26 protein-coding genes are annotated in these 24,348 nt (G+C 42.2%); 23 read left to right on the forward strand and 3 right to left on the reverse strand.

What is annotated here, in order from left to right; all coding sequences use genetic code 11:
- Positions 1–174 precede the first annotated feature (174 nt).
- Entirely contained in the window at positions 175–1,230 is a 1,056-nt protein-coding gene (cax, locus tag EV282_RS03740; protein ID WP_130293902.1) for a calcium/proton exchanger, read from the reverse strand.
- 208 nt (positions 1,231–1,438) lie between these two features.
- Between cax and EV282_RS03745 the strand changes: the two genes are divergently transcribed.
- The 18 genes from EV282_RS03745 (at position 1,439) to EV282_RS03830 (ending at position 18,287) form a co-directional block, all read left to right on the forward strand.
- Positions 1,439–2,620 carry an ATP phosphoribosyltransferase regulatory subunit gene (locus EV282_RS03745; protein WP_130293904.1) on the forward strand — a complete coding sequence of 394 codons (1,182 nt, stop codon included), beginning with the start codon at positions 1,439–1,441 and terminating at the stop codon, positions 2,618–2,620.
- Complete coding sequence (gene hisG / locus EV282_RS03750) at positions 2,620–3,264, forward strand: ATP phosphoribosyltransferase (RefSeq protein ID WP_066292604.1); 645 nt, start codon at positions 2,620–2,622, stop codon at positions 3,262–3,264. Before EV282_RS03745 ends, hisG begins: the two co-directional genes overlap by 1 nt.
- Positions 3,261–4,532, forward strand: a complete 1,272-nt coding sequence (gene hisD / locus EV282_RS03755) for a histidinol dehydrogenase (protein WP_425590188.1) — start codon at positions 3,261–3,263, stop codon at positions 4,530–4,532. The genes hisG and hisD overlap by 4 nt, the downstream gene beginning before the upstream one ends.
- Positions 4,533–5,126, forward strand: coding sequence for an imidazoleglycerol-phosphate dehydratase HisB (hisB, locus tag EV282_RS03760; protein ID WP_130293906.1), 594 nt, complete (start codon positions 4,533–4,535; stop codon positions 5,124–5,126).
- Positions 5,127–5,768, forward strand: coding sequence for an imidazole glycerol phosphate synthase subunit HisH (gene hisH / locus EV282_RS03765; protein ID WP_130293908.1), 642 nt, complete (start codon positions 5,127–5,129; stop codon positions 5,766–5,768).
- Positions 5,765–6,496 carry a 1-(5-phosphoribosyl)-5-[(5-phosphoribosylamino)methylideneamino]imidazole-4-carboxamide isomerase gene (gene hisA, locus EV282_RS03770; protein WP_130293910.1) on the forward strand — a complete coding sequence of 244 codons (732 nt, stop codon included), beginning with the start codon at positions 5,765–5,767 and terminating at the stop codon, positions 6,494–6,496. Before hisH ends, hisA begins: the two co-directional genes overlap by 4 nt.
- Positions 6,496–7,254 (forward strand): imidazole glycerol phosphate synthase subunit HisF, encoded by a 759-nt coding sequence (gene hisF, locus EV282_RS03775; protein WP_130293912.1) that lies wholly within the window; start codon positions 6,496–6,498, stop codon positions 7,252–7,254. The genes hisA and hisF overlap by 1 nt, the downstream gene beginning before the upstream one ends.
- Positions 7,251–7,895, forward strand: coding sequence for a bifunctional phosphoribosyl-AMP cyclohydrolase/phosphoribosyl-ATP diphosphatase HisIE (gene hisIE, locus EV282_RS03780; protein WP_130293914.1), 645 nt, complete (start codon positions 7,251–7,253; stop codon positions 7,893–7,895). Before hisF ends, hisIE begins: the two co-directional genes overlap by 4 nt.
- Before the next feature lie 316 nt (positions 7,896–8,211).
- Positions 8,212–9,837 (forward strand): tetratricopeptide repeat protein, encoded by a 1,626-nt coding sequence (locus EV282_RS03785; RefSeq protein ID WP_130293916.1) that lies wholly within the window; start codon positions 8,212–8,214, stop codon positions 9,835–9,837.
- An 84-nt stretch (positions 9,838–9,921) separates the two neighbouring features.
- Positions 9,922–10,878: a thioredoxin-disulfide reductase gene (gene trxB / locus EV282_RS03790; protein ID WP_130293918.1), complete on the forward strand. Its 957-nt coding sequence runs from the start codon at positions 9,922–9,924 to the stop codon at positions 10,876–10,878.
- 488 nt (positions 10,879–11,366) lie between these two features.
- Complete coding sequence (locus tag EV282_RS03795; protein ID WP_066292588.1) at positions 11,367–11,825, forward strand: NUDIX hydrolase; 459 nt, start codon at positions 11,367–11,369, stop codon at positions 11,823–11,825.
- A gap of 50 nt (positions 11,826–11,875) precedes the next feature.
- Complete coding sequence (gene rapZ, locus EV282_RS03800) at positions 11,876–12,751, forward strand: RNase adapter RapZ (protein ID WP_130293920.1); 876 nt, start codon at positions 11,876–11,878, stop codon at positions 12,749–12,751.
- Complete coding sequence (locus EV282_RS03805) at positions 12,752–13,702, forward strand: gluconeogenesis factor YvcK family protein (protein ID WP_130293921.1); 951 nt, start codon at positions 12,752–12,754, stop codon at positions 13,700–13,702.
- A gap of 36 nt (positions 13,703–13,738) precedes the next feature.
- Positions 13,739–14,680, forward strand: a complete 942-nt coding sequence (whiA, locus tag EV282_RS03810; RefSeq protein ID WP_130293923.1) for a DNA-binding protein WhiA — start codon at positions 13,739–13,741, stop codon at positions 14,678–14,680.
- A gap of 43 nt (positions 14,681–14,723) precedes the next feature.
- Positions 14,724–14,981, forward strand: a complete 258-nt coding sequence (locus EV282_RS03815; RefSeq protein ID WP_130293925.1) for an HPr family phosphocarrier protein — start codon at positions 14,724–14,726, stop codon at positions 14,979–14,981.
- A gap of 135 nt (positions 14,982–15,116) precedes the next feature.
- Positions 15,117–15,416 (forward strand): hypothetical protein, encoded by a 300-nt coding sequence (locus EV282_RS03820; RefSeq protein WP_130293926.1) that lies wholly within the window; start codon positions 15,117–15,119, stop codon positions 15,414–15,416.
- A 231-nt stretch (positions 15,417–15,647) separates the two neighbouring features.
- Complete coding sequence (gene trpE / locus EV282_RS03825; RefSeq protein WP_130293928.1) at positions 15,648–17,189, forward strand: anthranilate synthase component I; 1,542 nt, start codon at positions 15,648–15,650, stop codon at positions 17,187–17,189.
- Between the two features lie 120 nt (positions 17,190–17,309).
- Positions 17,310–18,287 carry a zinc-binding dehydrogenase gene (locus EV282_RS03830; RefSeq protein ID WP_130293930.1) on the forward strand — a complete coding sequence of 326 codons (978 nt, stop codon included), beginning with the start codon at positions 17,310–17,312 and terminating at the stop codon, positions 18,285–18,287.
- A gap of 53 nt (positions 18,288–18,340) precedes the next feature.
- Here the strand turns inward: EV282_RS03830 and clpP are convergent, their stop codons facing one another.
- A complete protein-coding gene (gene clpP / locus EV282_RS03835; RefSeq protein ID WP_066245680.1) occupies positions 18,341–18,943 on the reverse strand; it encodes an ATP-dependent Clp endopeptidase proteolytic subunit ClpP in 603 nt (200 codons plus the stop codon).
- Between the two features lie 219 nt (positions 18,944–19,162).
- Positions 19,163–19,378 carry a protein YvfG gene (gene yvfG, locus EV282_RS03840; protein ID WP_130293932.1) on the reverse strand — a complete coding sequence of 72 codons (216 nt, stop codon included), beginning with the start codon at positions 19,376–19,378 and terminating at the stop codon, positions 19,163–19,165.
- Between the two features lie 334 nt (positions 19,379–19,712).
- Here yvfG and cspD point away from each other — a divergent pair, with 334 nt between their 5' ends.
- The 5 genes from cspD to gap all read left to right on the forward strand — a co-directional run bounded on the left by cspD (position 19,713) and on the right by gap (position 24,316).
- The gene (gene cspD / locus EV282_RS03845; protein WP_066245685.1) at positions 19,713–19,913 is read left to right on the forward strand and encodes a cold-shock protein CspD; all 201 of its coding nucleotides are present in this window, start codon (positions 19,713–19,715) and stop codon (positions 19,911–19,913) included.
- Positions 19,914–20,121: 208 nt separating this feature from the next.
- Entirely contained in the window at positions 20,122–21,444 is a 1,323-nt protein-coding gene (gene rpoN, locus EV282_RS03850; protein ID WP_165389347.1) for an RNA polymerase factor sigma-54, read from the forward strand.
- Between the two features lie 234 nt (positions 21,445–21,678).
- A complete protein-coding gene (locus tag EV282_RS03855; RefSeq protein WP_130293936.1) occupies positions 21,679–21,924 on the forward strand; it encodes a glutaredoxin family protein in 246 nt (81 codons plus the stop codon).
- Positions 21,925–22,204: 280 nt separating this feature from the next.
- Complete coding sequence (locus EV282_RS03860; RefSeq protein WP_130293938.1) at positions 22,205–23,227, forward strand: sugar-binding transcriptional regulator; 1,023 nt, start codon at positions 22,205–22,207, stop codon at positions 23,225–23,227.
- Positions 23,228–23,308: 81 nt separating this feature from the next.
- Positions 23,309–24,316 (forward strand): type I glyceraldehyde-3-phosphate dehydrogenase, encoded by a 1,008-nt coding sequence (gap, locus tag EV282_RS03865; protein ID WP_077359737.1) that lies wholly within the window; start codon positions 23,309–23,311, stop codon positions 24,314–24,316.
- Positions 24,317–24,348 lie beyond the last annotated feature (32 nt).

Genomic DNA, 24,348 nt, shown 5'->3' on the forward strand with positions numbered 1-24,348 from the left:
TTCAAAATACGCACGTTATCAAAAATAAACACACGTTAAGTAATTAAAATCGCACGTTAATAAAAATATAAACGAATTTCGACAAAACCTCCTTCATACTGCTCTGATTCAATCTTTTTTTGTGCAAAAGAAAAACGGCGAAGAATTAAATTCTCCGCCGCCAGTCGTTTTATTTTATAGAAGATAAAACCCAACACCCATGATGATGTAGGCTGCTAACAATGTGAGACCCTCGAACCAGTTCGTGTCTCCGTCGTTCGTTAAGGAAATCGTCAAGAATACGGCCAGCACCATTGCGACCAGCTCGGGTAGCGTGAAAACGAGTGCCATCGATTTTTCAAAGAAAAGCGAGATCAATACGAGAACGGGAGCAACGAACATAGCGATTTGAAGGGTGGAACCGATCGCGATTTCAACAGCTACGTTCATTTTGTTCTTATAGGCCATGATGATCGCTGAGGCGTGTTCTGCCGCATTCCCGACAATCGCGACAATGATTACCCCAATGAATACTTCACTCCAGCCGAGTGTTTCACCAACCTCTTCGAACGTATGAACCAATTTTTCAGAAACATAAGCAACAGCTACAGTAGACAGAGCAAGGATGATAAGTGCTTTCATCTTGCTCCATTCGGCAGTTTCTTCTTCATGTCCCTCATCATGCTCTGTTTGATAGACCCCTCTGTGCGTAACAAGCTTAAACAAGAGTGCCGCAATGTACAAAATAATCATAATGACAGAAACCCAAACGCTTAAAGTGAGTGAATCGGCATCGTTCAGTTTATAGGAAAACACCTCAGGGAAAACAAAAGCGACAACGACTCCAAAAATAAGCAATCCAGCGTTATGCCGGGCATCATACACATTGAACTTTTGCTGCTTGAATTTTAGCCCTCCTACAAAAAAGGAAAGTCCTCCTACGAGTAAAAGGTTTCCTAGTACGGAACCCGTTAATGATGCTAATACTACACTTATGAGTCCTGCTTTTAAGGCAAAAATAGAAATGATAAGTTCAACGGCATTTCCGAAGGTGGCGTTTAAAAGTCCGCCGATACGCGGCCCAGCAACGATTGCCAAACTCTCTGTCGCGCGACCCATATAACCCGCCAGTGCAATGATGGTAGCACAATAGATAACAAATAAAATAACGGCAGGCCAATGCTGCATACTGCCGAAAACGGATAGCGGAACACCAATAATGATGGCAAGAAAAAAGATGCGATTAAACAAGACGCATTCCATCCTTTCATATGTATGTATTTATTTTTACATACTATTCCCTGAAATTTATTTTCTTAACTACAGATTTTTCAGGTATATCGGTTGACATGTTTCGAGGGTACGTGTAGACTAACAACTAAATCTTTATCGTGGTAGTATATTAGCGAACTAAAGTGTTTATCGAAAATTCACTTCACATATAAAAGGATGAAGGAAAATGTCTAAACCATTTGTTTTTGAAAAGCCTGCAGGCATGCGGGATACACTTCCTGCTTTTTATCAAAAAAATGAAGATATCAAAAATACAATAAAAAAAGAGATGGAGTCTTGGGGCTATCAGTTCATCCAGACCCCGACACTGGAATATCACGAAACGGTTGGCGAAGCTTCAGCTATTTTGGATCAACAGCTGTTTAAACTTCTCGATATGGAAGGGAAAACACTTGTATTGAGACCCGACATGACAGCTCCTATTGCACGTGTGGTTTCATCGAGCATGAAAAATGTTGCTTATCCGCTTCGCCTAGCCTACAGTTCACCTGTTTTTCGCGCGCAGCAGCGTGAAGGAGGAAGACCGGCTGAATTTGAACAGGTTGGAATCGAACTGATCGGTGAGGGAACATCCAGTGCAGAAGCTGAGGCACTCGCTTTAATGACGGAAGTAATAAAAAAGAGCGGGGTCCAATCTTTTACGGTAGCTGTCGGTCACATCGGCTTCGTTCAAGAGCTTTTAGCTGACATTTTAGGAAACGATAACAGAGCTGCGGAACTTCTTCGCTACCTTAATGAGAAAAACTATGTGGGGTATACGTCTCATGTAAAAGAGCTTCCGTTATCTTCTATCGATACACAGCGCCTGTTAAAACTTCTGGATTTAAGAGGCGGAATCGAAGTGCTGGATGAAGCTTCTAGATTGGCACCCAACACCAAAGGTCAGCAAGCTTTAGAAGAACTCAAAACGTTATATAAGCTTCTTCAGGATTATGATGCGGCGCAAAATATTGTTTTCGATTTTACATTGTTCAGCCATATGAGCTATTACACAGGCATCGTTTTTGAAGGGTATGCTGCTGGAATCGGTGCGCCGATCGCGAGCGGGGGCAGATACGACGACCTTTTAAGCCGTTTTGACCGCAAAGCACCAGCAATCGGTTTTGCGATCCGAATGGATTATTTTATAGAAGCATTAGGCAGTAAAAATGATTCAACGAAAAAGGATTGCATTTTGTTTACACCAGAACGAAGAAAAGAAGCGCTGCAATTAGCCAAGTCAAAAAGGGCAGAGGGCGGCAATGTAGTGATGCAAGACTTATCGGGTGTAAGAAATGTCGATGAGTTCAGCAAACGTTTCGATGAAATTCATTATTTGATCGGAAGTCAGCAAGGAGAGGACTTGTAATGAACACAGTTTTAACGATGGCGATGCCTAAAGGAAGAATATTTGAAGAAGCAGTCGACCTGTTAAGACAAGCAGGCTATCCGCTGCCTCCTGAATTTGAAGAATCACGCAAATTGATCATTGATGCTCCTGAAGCCGGACTTCGATTTATTCTCGCAAAGCCAATGGATGTTCCGACCTATGTGGAGCACGGGGTTGCGGATATTGGAATCGCGGGTAAAGACGTGATGCTCGAAGAAGAGCGGGATGTTTATGAGGTGCTTGATCTGAAGATTTCCGCCTGTTACTTGGCTGTAGCAGGTCTGCCCGGGGGAAATTATCAAAAAGTCGCACCAAAAATTGCTTCGAAGTATCCGAACGTTGCTTCTCATTACTTTCGGGAACAAGGACAGCAGGTGGAAGTGATCAAACTGAACGGATCCATAGAGCTTGCTCCATTAATTGGACTTGCAGACCGCATTGTAGATATTGTGTCTACGGGACGAACCCTTAAAGAAAATGGATTGGTCGAGCTTGAAAAAATTGCAGATATTACATCGAGACTCATTGTAAACCCGGCAAGCTACAGACTTCATGCGATGCGAATTAACGAACTGGTCGAACGCATGCGTAAACTCGTAGAAAACAAGGGGGATGTCCAGTGAAAATCCAGCCTGTATCTGAATTGAAAATGTTAGAAAGAAGTGTTGAACAAAATACAGAAGAACAGCGAAAAGCGGTTTTAGAAATTTTGAAAAATGTAAAACGTGAAGGGGACAAAGCACTTTTAAACTATACGGAAAAGTTTGATGGTGTAAGCTTGAGTTCTCTAGAAGTAACAAAAGAGGAAATTGATGAAGCCGTCGCATCTCTGGATCAAGAGATGATCGATATTATTTCTGAAGCGGCTTTAAACATTCGCGAATACCACGAAAAACAGAAGCGGCAGTCTTGGTTTTTCACAAGAGAAGACGGAACGATGCTCGGACAAAAAGTAACTCCTTTAGACTCTGTGGGTGTATATGTACCGGGGGGAACAGCGGCATACCCTTCCTCTGTATTGATGGGTGTCATTCCCGCCGCTGTAGCAGGTGTTGAAGAAATCATACTTGTATCACCTCCAGGAAAAGACGGCAAGCTTCCTGCTGCCGTTTTAGCTGCAGCTTCAATCGCGGGCGTTAAACGGATGTTTAAAATCGGCGGCGCTCAAGCGATCGGTGCACTCGCTTACGGAACCGAAACCGTACCAAAAACAGATAAAATTGTAGGTCCGGGAAACATTTTTGTAGCACTCGCAAAACGTGAAGTGTTCGGAGTTTGCGATATTGATATGATCGCAGGTCCTAGCGAAATTGCCGTACTTGCAGATGAGACAGGGAATGCTAAATATATTGCAGCGGACTTGCTTTCCCAAGCGGAACACGATCCTCGCTCTGCAGCATTTTTAGTAACAACTTCAAAAAATCTTGCAGAAAAAGTTGCAACAGAAGTAGAAAGCCAGCTTGAAGCCCTTCCAAGAAAAGAAATTGCTGCTCAAGCGGTACGAGATTATGGAGCCATTTATATCGTTGATTCGCTCGCTGAAGGTGCCGATGTCATTAACAGAATCGCTCCTGAACACTTAGAAATTATGACAAAAGATCCGTTTGATTTGCTCGGTAAAATCAAGCATGCTGGAGCGATCTTCCTTGGTGAATACAGTTCTGAACCTGTCGGCGATTACTTTGCTGGCAGCAATCACGTTCTTCCTACTAGCGGAACAGCACGATTTTCTAGCCCGCTAAACGTGGATGATTTTACGAAAAAATCTAGCGTAATCCGCTATAGCGAACAGGCGATGAAAGAAAATGGCCGTAAAATATCTGCCTTTGCTCGATTAGAAGGACTTGAAGCACACGCGAGAGCGATCGATTACCGACTGGAGGATAAATAAATGGAGAATAGACGTCAGCATACGATCGAACGAAACACAAAAGAAACTCAAATTAGCTTATCACTTGATATTGATGGAGAAGGACAAGCAGATATCCAGACGCCTGTCCCATTTTTAAACCACATGCTTGATGCGATTGCCCGTCATGGTCACTTCGATTTAACGGTGAACGCAGCGGGAGATGTCGAGATCGATGACCACCATACGACAGAAGACGTGGGTATCTGTCTTGGACAAGCCATTCAAGGTGCACTAGGTGAAAAAAGAGGAATCAAGCGTTACGGAAACGCTTTTGTACCGATGGATGAGACTTTGGCTCAAGTGGTTATTGATCTTTCAAACCGTCCGCACTTAGAGTTTCGTGCAGAGTTTCCAAGCCAGAAGGTCGGTTCGTTTGATACAGAACTTGTTCATGAATTCTTTTGGAAACTGGCGTTAGAAGCCAGAATGAACCTGCATGTGATCGTCCATTATGGAACGAATACGCACCATATGATCGAAGCGGTATTTAAGGCTTTTACAAAAGCGCTGGACGAAGCCACACAGATCGACCCGCGTGTTAAAGGAGTGCCTTCAACGAAAGGAATGTTATAGATGATTGGAATTATTGATTATGGAATGGGCAACCTTCACTCTGTCTGTTCCGCATTAAAACGAATCGAACAGCCGTACATTCTTTCCGGCAATCCAGAGGAACTTTATGAAACAGATGGTTTGCTGCTTCCAGGGGTAGGGTCGTTTAAAGATGCGATGAATGAGCTTAAGGAAACAGGTCTTATCGATTTTATAAAAAAAGAAACAGAGAACGGAAAACCGCTTATCGGCATCTGCTTAGGCATGCAGCTTCTGTTTGAAGAAAGTACAGAGAACGGGTTGACAAAAGGACTCGGACTTTTGCCCGGACGTGTCGACCGTTTTAGCGGAGTTACTGCTGAAGGCAAAGCCTATAAAGTACCTCATATGGGCTGGAACAACCTTCATTTCTTACAAGAAGATCAGCCTTTGTTAAAAGGGCTGGATGAAGGCTATGTATATTTCGTGCATTCATTTGTTGTGCAAACAGACGACAGAAACGTCTTAGCTGCGGCCGCACAATATGAAGATGTGGAAGTGCCAGCTGTTGTTGGACGCGATCATATTATGGGGACGCAGTTCCACCCTGAAAAAAGTTCAGAGACTGGCATGGGGATGCTGAAAAACTTTTGCCGTTTCGTTGAGGAGGGAAAACAAAGATGAGTTCATTCACACTATATCCAGCTATTGATATGCGCGGCGGAAAATGTGTAAGACTTTTGCAGGGTGACTACAACCAGGAGACTGTTTATGGCGATTCACCGTTTGATATGGCAAAACAGTTTGCAGATCAAGGTGCCGAGTGGATTCATATGGTAGACCTCGATGGTGCTAAGGATGGCAAAAAAGTGAATCATGAACATGTTATTCGTGTGGCAAAAGAATTGGCTGCAAAGGTACAAATCGGTGGCGGCATTAGGACGATGGAGGATGTTTCGTACTATTTAGAAAACGGTGTTGACCGGGTTATTTTAGGAAGTGCTGCGGTTTCCAATCCTGATTTTGTGAGAGAAGCCTTAAATCGATATAGCGGCTCAAGAGTTGCGATCGGACTTGATGCGAGGGATGGGTTTGTTGCAACTGAAGGCTGGGTTGAAACTTCTCACATCATGGCGGTTGATCTCGCAAAGAGACTTGTAGAAGAAGGCGCCGAAACGTTTATTTTTACGGATATCTCTAAAGATGGCATGCTGCAGGGGCCAAATGTAGAAGCGATCGGTGAACTCGCACGTATTACGGGAAAAGAAGTGATCGCTTCAGGCGGTGTCAGCTCGATTGATGACTTAGTAAGCTTAAAGAAGGATGACCGGAATATTGCAGGTGCGATTATCGGAAAAGCCCTCTACACGGGAAGATTTACTCTTTCAGATGCGTTAGGAAGTGTGAAGTAATGCTGACAAAACGAATTATTCCGTGTTTGGATGTAAAAGAAGGCAGGGTTGTAAAAGGCATTCAGTTCTTAAACTTAGTAGATGCAGGAGATCCCGTCGAGCTTGCTAGGTTTTACGATAAAGCAGGAGCAGACGAGCTTGTGTTTCTAGATATATCAGCCAGTCATGAAGGCCGAGATACGATGGTTGAAGTGGTGGAACGCGTTGCGGCTGAACTCGCCATTCCTTTTACAGTCGGAGGCGGCATTAACAAACTAGAAGATATGAAAAGAGTCTTAAGAGCTGGTGCTGACAAAGTTTCAGTAAACACTGCAGCCATTTTAAGACCCGAATTGATTTCAGAAGGATCCGATTACTTTGGCGCCCAATGTATCGTCGTTGCGATTGATGCTAAGTATGATGAAGAGCTTGGCTCATGGCGCGTATACACACATGGGGGGCGCAAACCCACTCAGTGGGAAGTCACTGAATGGGCGCAAGAGGCAGTTAAGCGAGGTGCCGGAGAAATTCTTCTGACCAGCATGGACAAGGATGGAGAAAAATCTGGATTTAACCTTGCTCTTACAAAAGCAGTCAGTGAAGCCGTAACTGTTCCTGTAATTGCATCAGGCGGCGCAGGAAACGCTGATCATTTTTATGATGCGTTCACAGAAGGTAAAGCAGATGCTGGTCTTGCCGCTAGCATTTTTCATTATAAAGATACATCAATCGGAGAGCTAAAGTCAGAATTGCAAAAGTTGGGGGTGTCTGTACGTTGAAATGGGAAAAACTAAAATTTGACGAAAACGGCTTAATCCCTGCTGTGGTGCAGGATTATCAGTCAAAAGAGATTTTGACGGTCGCATACATGAGTGAAAAGTCGCTCGAAAAAACAGTCGAAATCGGCGAAACTGTATTTTTTTCAAGATCGCGAAAAAAATTGTGGCACAAAGGCGAAACGTCCGGTAATACACAAAATGTGAAAAGCATCAGGTACGATTGTGATCAGGACGCACTAGTGGTTTTAGTAGAGCCCCAAGGACCTGCCTGCCACACCGGATCGTACAGCTGTTTTTCAGAGACACTTTATAGTGCTGATGAAAAGAATGATGGACCGAACCCAGACAGATACGCGATCTTAAGTGAGCTGCAGGAAATCATCGCGCAGCGAGAGCATGAGATGCCTGAGGGAGCTTACACCACTTATCTTTTCGAGCATGGGGTAGATAAGATTCTTAAAAAAGTGGGGGAAGAAGCTGGAGAAGTCATCATCGCCGCAAAAAATCGTGACCCCGACGAGCTGAAGTGGGAAGTTTCCGATCTTCTTTATCACGTATTGGTGCTTTTGCAGGAGCAAAAGGTACCGTTGGACGACGTTTTAGCTACATTGAAGGAAAGACATACAAAAAAGGACAACTGAGGAGCTGATTCTCGGTTGTTTTTTGTTTAGATAGCGGATATGCGCGCTAGCGGGGATTTACGCGCGTTTGCAGGGATTTATGCGCGTTCACCAGGATATATGCTCGCCAGCGAGATTCCACTCGCGAGCTACAAGCGCGGCCCTCGCAATCTTGAATCCTCCTGAATCCATTTTTTGTCGAAAGTTTCCTGCACATTATTTACAGTCAAAGGGGTGTTAGTATTTTTAGCCTGTGTTATAATTTTTGGGTTGAAAACTTTGTGAACTGAACGATAAAGAAGTAAAGAGTTTACATAGTAGATGGGGGAACTAGTATATGTATAAAAGAAATAGGGTCACTGAAGCAGGCGGCCGCGTTCTTCCCTTTATCCAAGATGGGGACTATTTTTTTGAAAAAGGAATTAAAGCCTATAACAGGCGTGACTTATATACAGCAAAAAAAATGTTTGAGCGGGCCGTTACCTTCCAGCCGGAAGAGCCCTCTTTTTTATGTCAGCTGGCTTCAACGCTTGCTGAGATCGGTGAATATGAAGAATCCAATAGGCATTTATTGAACGTAATCGAGAATGGATCTGATATGTCAGAATGCCATTTCTTCCTTGCGAACAATTTTGCTCATTTAGGCATGTATTCTGATGCAGAAGAACATGCTTTGTTATACATGCAATACGATCCAGATGGTGAATTTGTTGATGACACGCAGGAACTGCTTGATCTGATCAGTCTTGAAACAGGCAGCAAGTCAACGAACGGTCTGCCTCTTTCGACAGAAGAGGAGCTGATCAAATCTCATGATGAAGCAAGACAATCGATCGAGCGCGGAGACCTTCCGCTTGCACAAGAGCAGCTTCGTGATATCATCGAAAATCACCCGAAGTTTTGGGCAGCATACAATAATTTAGCCCTTACTCATTTTTATAAAAGCGAATTTGATGAAGCGATGGATGTTCTTCAGGATGTGTTGGATAAGAACCCTGGTAATCTGAACGCTTTATGTAATTTAGCGATCTTTTTATTCCATTTAGGCATGGACGAACCTGGCGGGAAGCTTGTGGAACGGCTGAAAATGGTACACCCGATGCACCCAGAGCACAGGTACAAGCTCGGAAACACGTTTGGTCTTTTAGAGGAGCATGTTTATGCGAATAAATGGCTGCAGACATTAAGAAAATCATCGTTCGTCTATGATCCTGTAACGACTCACATGCTTGCCGTTTCTTATTTTGCGCTGGGTCATAAAGAGCTGTCTTTAAAGACGTGGAAAAAAGTGATCGACTTAGATCCAGAAGGCAATGTTGCACCATTTTATATGGAAAAGGCACAAAACGGTGAACTGACGGTGACAGGCGGAGACTATCAGTACCGCATTCCTGCGAAAAATCAGAGCAAGCCGAAAAAAGACCGTCAGATTAAAGCGATGGAACATATCCAGCAAGTACGTAAAGGGCTGGAAAAAAACAAAATCACGCATTTATTTTTACTTAGAGGGAATAAAAATGAAGAGGCCTACGAGACTCTTCGTGATTTTTGTATGCGCAAAGAAGAATCTCTTTTCGTAAAAGAAATTGCTGCAAACATCATGCTTGAGCATCATCCGGAGCTTCCGGTTAAATTAGCACATGAAGAAGCTCTTGTAGAAGTAGGGAGTCCTTCAGCTCTATTAACTCAGGCACTTGATGTTCTTCAGATTGTTAAAGAAAGCGGCTCTGCAATCGATGAGCAAGTTCTTTTTTACTGGTCAGAAGCTATAAAGCTGTCAGAAGTTAACGGCGAAAAAATCTTTGATAACGAAAAAGCTATCGCTGCTGCGATCGATCACTTAGCACGTAAGCAAAGAGGAAAATCGACGCAAAAAGCAATAGCTGAATTGTACGAAGTTTCGGTTTCTGTACTGTCGTTAAGGATTAAAAAGCTGATCAGCTGGGTAAATCGCAACGTATGAGCAGAATCTTGGACTTTGCTCCTATGAGCCGATAGGATAGACGTATAGTAAATAAGAATTTCCTTATATAAGGAGTGTACTTTAATGAGTGAAGAAAAAATTTATGATGTAGCAATATTAGGTGCAGGACCAGCGGGTATGACTGCTGCGGTTTATACATCCCGTGCGAATCTGGATACGATTATGATCGAACGCGGAATTCCGGGCGGTCAGATGGCAAATACAGAGGACGTTGAGAACTACCCTGGATTTGACCACATTTTAGGACCAGAGCTTTCAAACAAAATGTTTGAGCACGCAAAAAAGTTTGGTGCTGAATATGCGTATGGCGATGTAAAAGAAATTATCGACGGTGAAGAATACAAAACGATCAAAGCAGGCAGTAAAACATACAAAGCCCGCTCGATCATTATTTCTACAGGTGCCGAATACAAAAAACTTGGTGTACCTGGTGAAAAAGAATTATCAGGACGCGGTGTATCGTATTGTGCGGTCTGTGACGGAGCATTTTTTAAAGGCCGTGAACTGGTTGTTGTCGGCGGAGGAGACTCAGCAGTTGAGGAAGGCGTGTACTTAACACGTTTTGCAACAAAAGTAACGATCGTTCACAGACGCGATAAGCTTCGTGCTCAAAAAATCCTTCAGCAGCGTGCATTTGACAATGATAAGATTGATTTCATCTGGAATCATTCTGTAAAAGAAATTCACGCTGAAAATAACAAAGTTGGAAATGTAACCCTTGTGAACACTGAAACTGGGGAAGAGTCAGACTTTAAAACAGACGGTGTATTCATTTATATCGGAATGCTTCCGTTAAATGCAGCATTCAAAGACTTAGGTATCACGAACGAGAACGGATACGTAGAAACGAACGAACAGATGGAAACAAAGATCCCAGGTATCTTTGCTGCTGGTGATATTCGTGAAAAAACGCTTCGTCAAATTGTTACGGCAACAGGTGATGGAAGTATCGCTGCACAGGCTGCACAGCACTATGTGGAAAATTTGGCTGAAAAGTTAAAAAACGTAACTTCTAATTAATCAACTTGTAACAGTGGTGAAACAATTGTGGGGTAATATAAAAATAAGAAATTGACCCCCTTTTTATAAAGGCAAGACTTTGACACGGAGCTATGCTTCGTGTCCTTTTTTTTATGTTTAGTTTTAAAGTAATACTCTCGACATTTTTGCATCGTTGATAAGTTGAATGGAGTGCAAGGTGCGAGACTCCTGAGGGATTAGCGGGACAGGTGAGACCATTCAATGTGGCAAAGCGACGAATGGGCTCACCGCACGCCCCTCGGAAAGCGAGCAACCTGTAACGGAAATCAACGGCTTTCAATCCACCTTTGCAATGATCCATTAAAAAGAGGGTTTTTATTTCAATGAACTTTTTCACATAATAAAACAAAAACGATACTTTAAAACTAAGAATACTGAATCCGATAAACCCTTGAGGCGTCAGTATTGTGAGGGGTTACATAATTTAGTATACTAAACGATATAGACAAAGCCCTGAGGTGAATGATGTGCAAAGAGTAACAAACTGTGTGTTAATCAAGGATAATCAAGTGCTTTTGCTGCAAAAGCCTAGACGGGGCTGGTGGGTAGCACCCGGAGGTAAAATGGAATCTGAAGAGTCCATTCGTGACACAGTTATCCGGGAATACCGTGAAGAAACAGGTATTTATTTAAAGAACCCGCAATTAAAGGGTGTATTTAATTTTATTATTAAACAAGGTGACAAAATCGTATCGGAATGGATGATGTTTACCTTTTTAGCAACAGATTCTGAAGGTGAAGCGCTAGAAGAATGTGAAGAAGGAAAATTAGCCTGGAAGCCGGTTGATGAAGTAAGAGAACTTCCGATGGCACCAGGGGATCATCACATTTTGGATTATGTGACAAAAGGAAGCAATATGATTTTTGGCACATTTACGTATACACCTGATTTTGAACTGCTTTCCTATCGATTAGATCCGGCTTAATAAGGAGCCGCAGCATAAGAATTGAACATAGTTTACAGGGGGGATATGGCATGGAAAGACAAGACGTACAAATGGTGATTATTACAGGAATGTCAGGAGCCGGAAAAACGGTGGCCATGCAGAGCTTCGAGGATTTAGGCTTCTTCTGTGTAGATAATCTGCCGCCTGCACTACTCCCTAAATTTGTAGAATTGATGCAAGAATCTGCCGGCAAATTGAATAAGGTAGCACTTGTAATGGACCTTCGCGGCCGTGAGTTTTTTGATCAGCTTTTTTCAACGCTTGATCAGCTTGCGGTCTCATCAGACATTCAGCCGCAGATTTTATATTTAGACTGTAAGGATGCTACACTTGTCCGCAGGTATAAGGAAACTCGCCGTTCACATCCACTGGCGAAAAGCGGAAACCCCCTTCAAGGGATCACGCAGGAACGTGAAATGCTAGAAGAGTTAAAGGGAAGAGCTCAGCAAGTGCTTGACACATCAGACCTTAAACCGCTGCAATTGCGTGAGCGCATCATCCAGCGCTATTCTGCGAACGCTGCACATCCGTTTACGATCAATGTCATGTCATTCGGTTTTAAATATGGCATGCCGATCGATGCAGACTTGGTATTTGACGTTCGTTTCTTGCCGAACCCTCACTATATCGAGCATATGAGACCGAGAACAGGGCTCGAACCTGACATTTCTGAGTATGTTTTAAAGTGGCCGGAAACAAACAAATTTCTAGAGAAGCTGCTTGACCTTCTTCACTTTATGGTGCCGCAATACAAACGTGAAGGAAAGAGTCAGCTTATTATTGGTATCGGCTGTACAGGCGGTAAGCATCGTTCTGTAGCCCTTGCTGAATATATCGGAAACGCGCTATCCAAAGAATACGTTACATTCAGCAGCCACAGAGATATGGGAAAGGATAAAGTATAGATGAAGAAGCAGCCGAAAGTGGTAGTGCTTGGTGGAGGAACGGGTCTTTCCGTTCTCCTTCGCGGTTTGAAGCACTACCCTGTAGATATTACTGCTATCGTTACGGTTGCAGATGACGGCGGCAGCTCAGGAAGACTGAGGAGGGATTATGATATGCCTCCTCCTGGCGACGTCAGAAACGTGATCGCTGCGCTTTCTGAAGTAGAGCCGCTTGTAGAAAAAATGTTTCAGCACCGGTTCAAAGTGGGTGACGGTATAACCGGCCACTCGCTCGGGAACCTTCTTTTAGCTGCGATGCATGATATTACGGGAGATTTTTTAACAGGAATCCGGGAACTTTCCCGCGTATTAAACGTAAGAGGTCAAGTACTGCCTGCAGCGAAGAACAGTATTATTTTAAGTGCTGAATTAGAAGATGGGACGATTGTACAGGGGGAATCTAAAATCCCGCTGTCGAATAAAAAGATTAGAAGAGTTTTCTTAAATGATGAACATATCGAACCGCTTCGTGAAAGTGTTAAAGCTATTCAGGAAGCCGACCTGATTGTAATCGGACCTGGAAGTCTTTATACGAGCATTCTGCCGAATCTTCTTGTTGGCGGAATTTCAAAGGCAATTCGCGAGGCAACGGCACCTAGAGTGTATGTGTGCAACGTCATGACACAGCCAGGTGAGACAACGGATTACACAGCAGGGGATCACATTCAGGCTTTAATTGATCATGTTGGGCATAATTTTATAGATGTCGTAATCGTGAATAATGAAAAGATCCCTTCTGAGTTTCTGGATCTTTATCTGGAAGAAGGCGCAAATCAAGTTTTATTCGATGAGGAGCGTCTAAAGTCGTTCGGCATCGGATTGGTTTGCGATAATATCATACAGTATGGAACTCTCGTCAGACATGATGCAAGAAGAGTCTCTGATCTGCTGTTAGGACTTATTGAGAAATAGTTAAGTTAGAGGAACAAAAGAGAGGTGGTGAAGCAGATGTCATTCGCTGCAGATACAAAGAAAGAATTAACGCAGCTTGAACTGAAGGACTGCTGTAAAAAAGCAGAGCTGGCTGCATTGATTCGAATGAATGGCTCCATCTCTTTCAGCAACAGAAAGCTGATTCTAGATATTCCAACTGAGAACGCTGCAATTGCAAGAAGAATTTATACGCTGATCAAGCGTGTGTATCCTTATCACGTTGAGCTGTTAGTACGAAAAAAGATGCGCTTGAAAAAGAACAACGTTTACATCGTACGTGTTTCAGAAGAATCGAGAGCATTGTTGGAAGATTTGAAGATTATTGACGGATCGTTCACGTTTACTCGCAATATTGCAGAGGAATTTAATAAAAAAAGCTGCTGCCGCCGTGCCTATATGAGGGGCGCTTTTCTAGCAGGTGGTTCAGTGAACCATCCTGAGACAAGCTACCATCTTGAGATCTTTTCCATGTACGAAGAGCATACGGTTGCATTGGCTGAACTGATGAATAAGTTTAAGCTGAAAGCCAAAGTACTCGAGCGTAAAAAAGGGTATATCATCTATTTAAAAGACGGGGAAAAAATTTCAGAGTTCTTAACACTGATCGGCGCTCACCATGCCGTTCTATTCTTTGAAGATATTCGTATTTTAAAAGATATGCGAAACTCGGTTAACCGCCTTGTAAACTGTGAAACGGCAAACTTGAACAAAACGGTTGGAGCCGCAATGAGACAGGTGGAAAATATTAAATTCATTGATGATCAAGTAGGACTTGAAGTGCTCCCAAACAAGCTGCGGGAAATTGCCCAGCTTCGTGTAACCCATCAGGAAATCACGCTTAAGGAGCTGGGAGAGATGGTATCATCCGGCCCAGTCAGCAAATCAGGTGTAAACCACCGATTGCGAAAAATTGATGAAATTGCAGAGAAACTTAGAACGGGTCAACCCATCAATTGATGTTTCGATATAAAGAGAAGATGGCTAGAGGAGGTAGAATAGAATGGTTGAGAAAAAAGTAACTGTCCAGTTGAAAAGCGGACTTCAGGCACGTCCAGCAGCACTTTTTGTTCAAGAAGCAAACCGTTTCACTTCAGATGTTTTCGTTGAAAAAGAAGGCAAGAAGGTCAATGCAAAAAGCATCATGGGGATCATGAGCTTAGCGGTGGGTTCTGGATCTGAGCTTGTGTTAGCTGTAGACGGCCCTGATGAAGAGGAAGCAATCGAAGCTCTCGCGGAGTTTGTCTCAAAAACTGAGTAGGGGTCTGACCCCAGACAAATACAAATCGCCATTTTGTCCATATGGGAAGGACGAGTGGCGGTTTTTTTATTTTACAGGGTTGGCCGCATACAGTTTCTTAATATAGTAATAAAGAGGAAAGGGGGGGCGATTGCTTTGGACCATACGAGCATTATGTATGACTGGTCGTTTGCCGCTGGTTTAACACTGATCAACATCCTCTTAACCCTGTATATCCTTAAACCTAAGAAGAGCACGCTCAGGAGAATCTATTGGGTGTTCATGCTTATTTTCATCATTATCTATCCGCTCGCATTGCTCAGTTATTCATTTGAAGACCCTTCAAACCCCGGTCTATTCTTAAGTCTTGCCTTCGGGATCACGGCAACCTTCAGCATCCTATTATTTTTCAGTGTGTGCTGGATCTGGGTCATCAGGCATTCCTTTTACCGCTGATCCGCTCTAAAGAACAGTTGACAGACAAAGGGCTAGCCTTTATATTAATCACTAATCAGGAGAATAGCAGTTAGTTGAGATGAGTGGAGAGAAGAGAGCATAGCTTGAGCTGAGCTGAGAGTATTTAATCCTGGATTAAACCTCTTTCTTAGTTTATTAATGTTGCATTAAAAGCCAAGCCTCCGCTGTAAAAAGCGCGAGGCTTTTATTATTGGAAAGAGGTGGTTCAAAATGTTTACCCCATCGATAGAGGACGTTAAGTCTCTTACAAAACAAAATTATAATGTTATCCCGATCGGTTTTACATACTTATCCGATCATGAAACGTGTATCTCGCAATTTGAAAAGGTCCGTCATGAAACCTATTCGTTTTTACTCGAAAGTGTAGAAGGCGGAGAACGATGGGCGAGGTATTCTTATATTGGCAGGAAGCCCTTCCTTGTAATCTCTTCAAAAGGGTATGAGGTGAATCTAACCTATTTAAACGGTAATGAAAGCAAAACCATTCAAGAACAGGGTTCTCCTTTAGACATAGTTAAACAGCATATAACACGCTACAAATCTCCTAAACTCTCTGATCTGCCGCCATTTACAGGAGGTGCTGTCGGATTCTTCGGCTATGATCTTATTCATACTTTTGAAAATGTTCCTTCACCTCCAACCCCATCCAATCAGACAAATGAAATGGAATTTTTATTTACAGATGAAATGATCGTTTTTGATCATCTTAAACAAAAAACAACGATACTCTGCAATATGCACGTTAATCCTGACGACCAAGAAGATACCATTCAAACGAAATATGAACTAGTTTGCGAAAACATCCGTAAGACCTATCGGGAATTACAGGAGACTTCAAAAAAGACTTTTATAAAAAGCGACTTGGGATTTGAAAATAATAAGCAAACCGGAAAAGTCCGTTCTTCTCACACAAAAGAAGAGTTCTGCTCAATGGTGGAAAAAGCAAAGGAGTATATTAAAACAGGTGACATCTTCCAGGTCGTTCTATCACAGCGGTTCGAGCAGGAAACGGAAGCAGATCCCTTTGATGTGTACAGACTGCTTCGTTCGATGAATCCTTCACCATATATGTACTATTACAAGTCGAGAGATACTTACATCGTTGGAGCGTCACCTGAACTTCTTGTTAAAGTGGATAAGGGCTGCATAGAGAACCGGCCGATCGCAGGAACTCGGCCAAGAGGTAAAACGCGTGAAGAAGACTTGGCGTTTGAAGAAGACCTTTTAGCAGATGAAAAAGAACGTGCGGAACATGTGATGCTTGTTGACTTGGGGCGTAACGACGTTGGCCGGGTGAGCGAATTTGGAACAGTTGAACTCGACTCTTACATGGAGATCGAACGATATTCCCATGTGATGCACATCGTTTCGCATGTGAAAGGAAAAATGCGAGAAGACAAAGATTTCTTTGATGCGCTTCGTTCATGTATGCCAGCAGGCACCGTATCAGGTGCACCTAAAGTAAGAGCGATGCAGATTATCTCCGAACTTGAAAAAGAAGCACGCGGTGTATATGGAGGTGCAATCGGCTATCTTGGTTTTAATGGCCAAATGGATTCATGTATCGCTATTCGGACAATCGTTTTCCAGGACGGAAAAGCGTATGTCCAAGCCGGAGCAGGAGTTGTAGCAGATTCTGTACCGGAGCGTGAATACGAAGAAACCGTCAACAAAGCCAAAGCCATGCTCAAGGCAATAGAGGGGGGGACAGACCCCACACAAATACAAATCCCCCATTTGTCCATTCAGTGAGGACACCCTACATTTAGTGGCCTGAGCACTTTTCTACTCGCTTTCTCTGAAAATGGATATACTGTCCCTTGTATCAATTTTTTTCGATTATATAACTCATAACATAAAGGGGACTTATATATGAAAGCATTGCTGCTTGAAGATAAAAATATGTGGCGTGAAATGAAGGTAAGTGAGACGGAGAAACCTGCTCCTGGACCAGGTGAAGTACTCGTTAAGGTAAAGGCTGCGGGTCTTAATCCGGTAGACTACAAGACTGCGACCAACGGAAATCCGAACTGGTCATATCCACACATTCTGGGAGTGGATGCAGCAGGTGTTATCGAAGAAATAGGAGAAAGTGTTACAGGTTTTCAAAAAGGAGACCGTGTATTTTATCATGGCAATTTGACCAAAAAAGGTGGTTTTGCTGAATTTGCTGTAACTACTGCTCACACCGTTGCAAAAATGCCTGATGAGTTATCTTTTGAAGAGGCTGCTGCTCTTCCTTGTGCGGGTATGACTGCTTACCAAGCTCTCATTCGTAAAATGAACCTTCAGACCGGAGAAACTATTCTTATTCATGGCGGAGCAGGCGGTGTTGGCGGGTTTGCCATCCAGCTCGCCAAAAACATCGGTGCTAAAGTAATTACAACATGTTCTCCTGAAAATGAAGAGTACGTGAAAGAGCTCGGCGCAGATGATGCAATCTTTTATAAAACAGAAGACGTTCATGCTCGCATTTTAGAAATAACAGAAAATACAGGTGTGGATGCTGTTCTTGATACAGTGAGCCGTGATAATGCTACACAATCACTTAAAAGCATTGCTTTTAATGGGAGAATTGCTTTCATTGCCGGTAACCCAGATTATTCTGCAGTAAAACCATTTAGCCAGGCTCTGTCTTTCCATGAGATCGCACTTGGTGCAGCTCATTTTTCAAACAATAGAGAAGCGCAAAAAGATCTAGCAACAATGAATGAGGAATTAGCTAAGCTCGTTGTTGAAGGCAAGATATCTACTATGATTTCAGAAAAAGTCACGTTAGAAAAAGTGCCAGCAGCTCTTATCAAACTTTCAGAAAGACATGTTAAAGGGAAAATTGTCGCTGTCATCTAAATATGTGCAACAAAAAAACAGGATCGCCTCAGCGGTCCTGTTTTTAATAAGTTCTATTTTTTAATATCTGTGCTGTCTACTGATGTGATCAGCTTATCGACTAAACCGTATTCTACAGCAGCTTCAGCTGTTAAGAAGTTGTCACGATCAGTGTCACGCTCGATAACTTCAAGCGGCTGGCCAGTTTTTTCAGCCAAGATTTTGTTTAGCTGTTCACGCATTTGAATAATGCGGCGAGCGTGGATTTCGATGTCACTCGCTTGACCGCGAGTTCCGCCCAGCGGCTGGTGAATCATTACTTCTGAATTTGGAAGAACGTAACGCTTTCCTTTTTCACCTGCAGCAAGCAAGAAAGCACCCATAGATGCAGCCATACCGATACAGATTGTTGATACATGCGGCTTGATGAAGTTCATCGTGTCATAGATCGCCATACCAGCGGTGATCGATCCACCTGGGCTGTTTATGTATAACGAGATGTCTTTATCTGGATCTTCAGCTGCTAAGAATAAAAGCTGTGCGACGATAGAGTTTGATACGTTATCATCGATCGCGCTTCCTAGCATAATAATACGATCTTTTAATAATCGGGAGTAGATATCGTAAGCGCGCTCCCCACGGTTCGTTTGTTCAATTACTGTTGGAATTAAGTTCATGGAAATCCTCCTTCTCCTTTTTCACTTTAAACTGTACTGTCATCATACAAAAAAGGTCAAACAAGGTCAAACGATATGCTGTTTAACTTTTCATTTCGCCAAATCTGCGAAATATCCTTCTTAAACCTTATGTATGGGCTATCATCATAATGCCCGCGAGGAGTAGGATTTTAAACCTCTGGATGTGAAAACATTACCCTTTTTTATAAATAAGTAAGCTTAATTCTGATTTTTTATTTCGATATAAGCTGTTTCTAAATTACGGATGCGGCGAACGATCTCACTGTTTTTATTCAAGTTGTCGTTGATCAGTGTCCCGACTATAGAGCGGTAATAGGCGTTCATCGCATGTGTTTTTGTAAAAACATCTTTATTTCTTTCTATATATTGCTGAAAGTTTTCTTTAAAATAAGGAACTGAAAATGCTTCGCTCATGTTTATCCTCCTAAATTTAAGTGGAAAGCAAATTTTATGTATATAAAACCCTTATCTATCATAGCCTATTCTTGTGCCTAATCAAAATCAAATAAAAAAATCCATCCCTTGTTTTGACAATTGTATTTGGGCATGTTATAGTTTATTTAACCATTTACGGTGTGAATATTTTTTGGATTTAAAGCGGTCGTACTTTTTGAATAAGAAGTGGAACACTTAAATCCGCTTCTGATTATTCAGATGAGTACGCATTTTTTTATGCCTTTTTATTTACATAGTAATACGGTTAAAAGAGTTAAAACGCTTACATAGCGTTTGTAAGGAGGAAACACCCATGCAAAATGGTAAAGTAAAATGGTTTAACGCTGAGAAAGGTTTCGGCTTCATCGAAGTTGAAGGCGGAAACGACGTATTCGTTCACTTTTCTGCGATTCAATCAGAAGGCTTCAAGTCTCTTGAAGAAGGACAAGAAGTATCTTTCGAAATCGTTGATGGCGAGCGTGGACCACAAGCTGCTAACGTAACAAAACTTTAATAGTAAAGTTTAGAATGCCAGACTGCCCTAGGGCGGTGCTGGCATTTTTTTGTATCCTAAAATGCGTGATAATTGTGTGAGAATTGACTGGGGTCTGTCCCGGGACAGACCCCAGTCAATTCTCATGTCAAGTTATTTCTCCGCCAAATTTTGTAGGATGTACAGCGCTTACATCTGTAGTATCATAAATAAAGGGGAGGGATACAAAATGGAAATGGGATTGTACCAGCAACAGAGCATGAATCTTGTCATGACAACTGAACTACGCCAAGCCATCGCCATTTTACAAGTTCCTAGTTATGAACTTACTTCCTATCTGCAAGAGCAGGCGTTAGAAAATCCGTTAATCGAAATTGCGGAGCCTAAAGGCATGTTTACAACGCTGAAAAAAAGCGGACGTAAAAATGGAGTCAGCAGTCAATCAGCCGATAAACAAAGTTACGACCATCTCATCATTGAACAAGAAACATTGTATGACTATCTATATAAGCAATCCATTCTGCTTCCTCTTCAGGAACAGGACCGCAAAATATTTAATTATCTTTTATTAAGCTTAAATGAGAGCGGTTATCTGACTGTAACGGCGCAAGAAACAGCAGCACGATTTACAGTCTCCATAAAGAAGTGTGAAGAACTTATCTCGATGCTGCAGAAGTTAGAACCAACTGGAATCGGTGCCCGCAGTTTAAGAGAGTGTCTTTTAATACAGCTTTCAGAATTAAAATTTGAAAATACATTAAGCTACATAATCGTCGATCAGTATTTAGAACTGCTAGGAGAAAGAAAAATTAAAACACTAGCTGAACTGCTTAAAGTCTCACCGCAGCAGATTGAAGAAGCGGCAGATTTCCTGCAGACATTAGATCCACGGCCGGGGGCAGCTTTTTCGCCAGCAGATGAGCAGTCATATTTATATCCAGATGTGTCCGTGTCAATGGAAAACGGAAAGCTTCACATTTCGATCAACGAACAATATTCACCAGTCATGAAGCTGAATAACAGCTATTCATCTCTTTTAAGGGATAAAAATATAAGGTCAAAATTTATAGATGAATCGTATCAAAAGTTCAACTGGCTGAAAAAAGCATTGGAACAAAGAAAAGAGACCCTTCTTAAAATTACTTCTGAGATCGTTAGAGTCCAAGAGAAATATTTTCATTCATTTGAGAAAAATGACCTCATCCCTTTAACCTTAAAAGATGTAGCTGATCAAATAGGCGTGCATGAATCTACGGTAAGCCGCGCTGTGAAGAATAAAGTTTTGCAGACTTCCAAAGGGGCAGTTGAACTAAAGTCCTTTTTCTCAGCAAAAATATATACACAGGATGGCGGAAGTGCTTCAGCAACATCCGCTAAAACAGAGATTAAAAAGCTGGTAGAAAGCGAGAACAAACTAAAGCCATTGTCTGATCAAGTTCTTGCAGCCCTTTTAGAACAAAACAGCGGACTAAGCATCTCGCGGAGAACCGTTGCAAAATATAGAGAAGAATTAAACATTCCGTCCTCTTCAAAAAGAAAACGCTACTCTTGATAAATGTTAGCCAAGATCTTTTCCAGGCGGAAGAGGTCTTTTTCTTTGATTCATTTTAAAGAGAGTTGGTTTGTTGAGTAGTCTTCTTTGACTAGTTGATTGAAGCAAACTGGAGCGGAAATCAACCACATTCAAGAGCAACTAAGCTTACGAAAACGGTTTTTCCTTTAAACCAATAATTTCATGATAAACTAACAGCATAGTTAAACAATCGTTTAAAAAGGAGAATCGAAAATGGGCACAAAAAACTTGATATTTTATACAAAAGAACATTGTCCACTCTGCGATAAGGCGCATAAACTATTACAAGACCTGCAAAAAGAGATACCGTTCACAATGGAAACGGTAGACATATATAAAGACGACGTACTTCTTGAAAAATACGGATTAATGATCCCCGTCATAGAAGTGGAAGGCGCAGAAATCGATTATGGGATCATCTCCATTGATAAAGTAAAGAAAGCGCTTACTAATTTTTAATAAGTAAAAGTTGTTGAAATGTAGTGAAAGTATTTGATAATATAAACTTGCCAGAAGGAAATTTGACTTTTTTATGACAAAAAGTAATTTCTGGCACGTTTGAAATTCATGCGATCAGGGAATTATACAATTGGCAATGACATACTTGGGTAACACCAAGTTATTTTCTTACGCTGATGGGACAAAAAATGACTAACCGGGACGAAAAGTGTCCAATGAGGCATCTTTTACCCAAAACAAACAAACGTAACGTAATCCCATTGGATCAGGAGAATGTGCAATGAAGAATCTATTAGATGTTCAAAAAAAATTGCTGCCAGACCTTCTGGATACGATGCGGAAACGCTACAACGTTTTAAATGTGGTAAGAATCCATGAGCCCATTGGCAGAAGAAGCTTAGCTTCGACCCTGAACATGACAGAACGGGTTTTGCGTTCTGAGGTTTCCTTTTTAAAAGATCAAGGGCTTCTGACCATTCAGACGTCTGGCATGTCATTAACTTCAGAGGGGCATGATATTTTAGTAGAACTCTCTGAGATGATGAAGGAATTGTCAGGTTTGCATGTTTTAGAATCAGGTCTGAAGGAAATGTTAAATCTTTCTGAAGTCATCGTAGTACCAGGTGACAGTGATCAAGATCTTTGGGTCAAGAACGATATGGGTAAAGCTGCTGCTGACAGACTTAAACGTCAGCTTTCAGCGAAAAACATCATTGCCGTAACAGGCGGGACGACTCTTGCCTCTGTTGCAGAGATGATGACACCGATTCAAAAAGGCCAGCAATTGCTGTTTGTTCCAGCTCGCGGCGGACTTGGCGAGAAAGTTGAAAACCAGGCCAACACGATCTGTTCAACAATGGCTCAAAAAGCCAACGGTGAATACAGGCTGCTTCATTTGCCGGATCAGCTCAGCAAAGAAACCTATCTTTCTTTAATGGCTGAACCTGGTGTTAAAGAAGTGATGGAGCTCATACACTCCGCTGGTATAGTGCTGCACGGGATTGGTGATGCTAAAACAATGGCAGAACGCAGGAATTCCAACCCATCCCTTTTGGAAAAACTGGATGAAGAAAAAGCCGTCGCTGAAGCGTTTGGCTACTACTTTAACCAGCAAGGGGAAGTCGTTCATCGCGTCCGTACGATCGGATTGCAGCTTGATGAGCTTCACAACAGTGATTTCATCATGGCAGTAGCAGGCGGTTCATCTAAAGCAGATGCGATTGCAGCTTTTATGAAACATGGTCCGAAAAAGGTACTCATTACAGACGAGGGAGCAGCTCGAAAACTATTGGTTCGCCCGTAAGTCTATTTTCATTATGTTATTAAGGGATTTTCCCTTTATATAAAAAATAAATTCTCTCTTAAATCAAGGAGGTCATTTTACATGGCAACAAAGATTGGTATTAATGGTTTCGGTCGTATCGGCCGTAATGTATTCCGCGCAGCATTCAACAACCCTGAGGTAGAAGTTGTAGCTGTAAACGACTTAACAGATGCAGACACTCTTGCTTTCCTTTTGAAGCATGACACTGTTCATGGCAAGTTCGCTGGTTCTGTAGAAGTTAAGGAAAATGCACTAATTGTAGATGGCAAAGAAATCAAAGTTTTAGCTGAACGCGATCCAGCACAACTTGGCTGGGGAGATCTTGGTGTAGAAGTTGTTGTTGAATCAACTGGTCGCTTCACAAAGCGTGCTGACGCTGCAAAACACTTAGAAGCTGGCGCTAAAAAAGTAATCATTTCTGCTCCTGCTTCAGATGAGGATATCACTGTAGTTCTTGGTGTTAACGAAGACAAGTACGATGCTGCTAACCACGATGTTATCTCTAACGCATCTTGTACGACTAACTGTCTTGCACCATTCGCAAAAGTTCTTCACGAGAAATTCGGCGTGAAGCGCGGTATGATGACAACTGTTCACTCATACACAAACGATCAGCAAATTCTAGATCTTCCACATAAAGATCTTCGTCGTGCTCGTGCGGCTGCTGAGAACATCATTCCAACTTCAACTGGTGCTGCTAAAGCGGTATCTCTAGTGCTTCCTGAACTTAAAGGCAAGCTTAACGGTATGGCAATGCGTGTTCCAACTCCAAACGTATCTCTAGTTGACTTAGTTGTTGAATTAGACAAAGAAGTTACAGTTGACGAAGTGAACAATGCACTTAAAGCTGAAGCTGAAGGCAACCTTAAAGGAATCCTTGGCTATTCTGAAGAGCCGCTTGTATCAACTGACTACAATGGCGACACTCATTCTTCTACAATCGATGCACTTTCTACAATGGTTATGGAAGGTAACATGGTTAAAGTTGTATCTTGGTACGACAATGAAACTGGATACTCAAATCGTGTTGTAGATTTAATTGACTATATCGCTAAAAAAGGACTTTAATAGATAGAGAAGAACAATAAGGAGGGGGAGAA

Origin of the sequence: Fictibacillus sp. BK138 (assembly GCF_004216955.1) — a bacterium.
In the GTDB taxonomy this organism is placed as follows: domain Bacteria; phylum Bacillota; class Bacilli; order Bacillales; family Fictibacillaceae; genus Fictibacillus.

What these genes read in the sequence shown, in the direction of transcription:
- EV282_RS03745 (WP_130293904.1), top strand. Translation starts at nt 1,439, where the DNA reads ATGTCTAAACCATTTGTTTTTGAAAAGCCTGCAGGCATGCGGGATACA.
- hisG (WP_066292604.1), top strand. Translation starts at nt 2,620, where the DNA reads ATGAACACAGTTTTAACGATGGCGATGCCTAAAGGAAGAATATTTGAA.
- hisB (WP_130293906.1), top strand. Translation starts at nt 4,533, where the DNA reads ATGGAGAATAGACGTCAGCATACGATCGAACGAAACACAAAAGAAACT.
- hisH (WP_130293908.1), top strand. Translation starts at nt 5,127, where the DNA reads ATGATTGGAATTATTGATTATGGAATGGGCAACCTTCACTCTGTCTGT.
- hisA (WP_130293910.1), top strand. Translation starts at nt 5,765, where the DNA reads ATGAGTTCATTCACACTATATCCAGCTATTGATATGCGCGGCGGAAAA.
- hisF (WP_130293912.1), top strand. Translation starts at nt 6,496, where the DNA reads ATGCTGACAAAACGAATTATTCCGTGTTTGGATGTAAAAGAAGGCAGG.
- EV282_RS03785 (WP_130293916.1), top strand. Translation starts at nt 8,212, where the DNA reads ATGTATAAAAGAAATAGGGTCACTGAAGCAGGCGGCCGCGTTCTTCCC.
- trxB (WP_130293918.1), top strand. Translation starts at nt 9,922, where the DNA reads ATGAGTGAAGAAAAAATTTATGATGTAGCAATATTAGGTGCAGGACCA.
- rapZ (WP_130293920.1), top strand. Translation starts at nt 11,876, where the DNA reads ATGGAAAGACAAGACGTACAAATGGTGATTATTACAGGAATGTCAGGA.
- EV282_RS03805 (WP_130293921.1), top strand. Translation starts at nt 12,752, where the DNA reads ATGAAGAAGCAGCCGAAAGTGGTAGTGCTTGGTGGAGGAACGGGTCTT.
- whiA (WP_130293923.1), top strand. Translation starts at nt 13,739, where the DNA reads ATGTCATTCGCTGCAGATACAAAGAAAGAATTAACGCAGCTTGAACTG.
- EV282_RS03815 (WP_130293925.1), top strand. Translation starts at nt 14,724, where the DNA reads ATGGTTGAGAAAAAAGTAACTGTCCAGTTGAAAAGCGGACTTCAGGCA.
- trpE (WP_130293928.1), top strand. Translation starts at nt 15,648, where the DNA reads ATGTTTACCCCATCGATAGAGGACGTTAAGTCTCTTACAAAACAAAAT.
- EV282_RS03830 (WP_130293930.1), top strand. Translation starts at nt 17,310, where the DNA reads ATGAAAGCATTGCTGCTTGAAGATAAAAATATGTGGCGTGAAATGAAG.
- clpP (WP_066245680.1), bottom strand. Translation starts at nt 18,943, where the DNA reads ATGAACTTAATTCCAACAGTAATTGAACAAACGAACCGTGGGGAGCGC.
- yvfG (WP_130293932.1), bottom strand. Translation starts at nt 19,378, where the DNA reads ATGAGCGAAGCATTTTCAGTTCCTTATTTTAAAGAAAACTTTCAGCAA.
- cspD (WP_066245685.1), top strand. Translation starts at nt 19,713, where the DNA reads ATGCAAAATGGTAAAGTAAAATGGTTTAACGCTGAGAAAGGTTTCGGC.
- rpoN (WP_165389347.1), top strand. Translation starts at nt 20,122, where the DNA reads ATGGAAATGGGATTGTACCAGCAACAGAGCATGAATCTTGTCATGACA.
- EV282_RS03855 (WP_130293936.1), top strand. Translation starts at nt 21,679, where the DNA reads ATGGGCACAAAAAACTTGATATTTTATACAAAAGAACATTGTCCACTC.
- EV282_RS03860 (WP_130293938.1), top strand. Translation starts at nt 22,205, where the DNA reads ATGAAGAATCTATTAGATGTTCAAAAAAAATTGCTGCCAGACCTTCTG.
- gap (WP_077359737.1), top strand. Translation starts at nt 23,309, where the DNA reads ATGGCAACAAAGATTGGTATTAATGGTTTCGGTCGTATCGGCCGTAAT.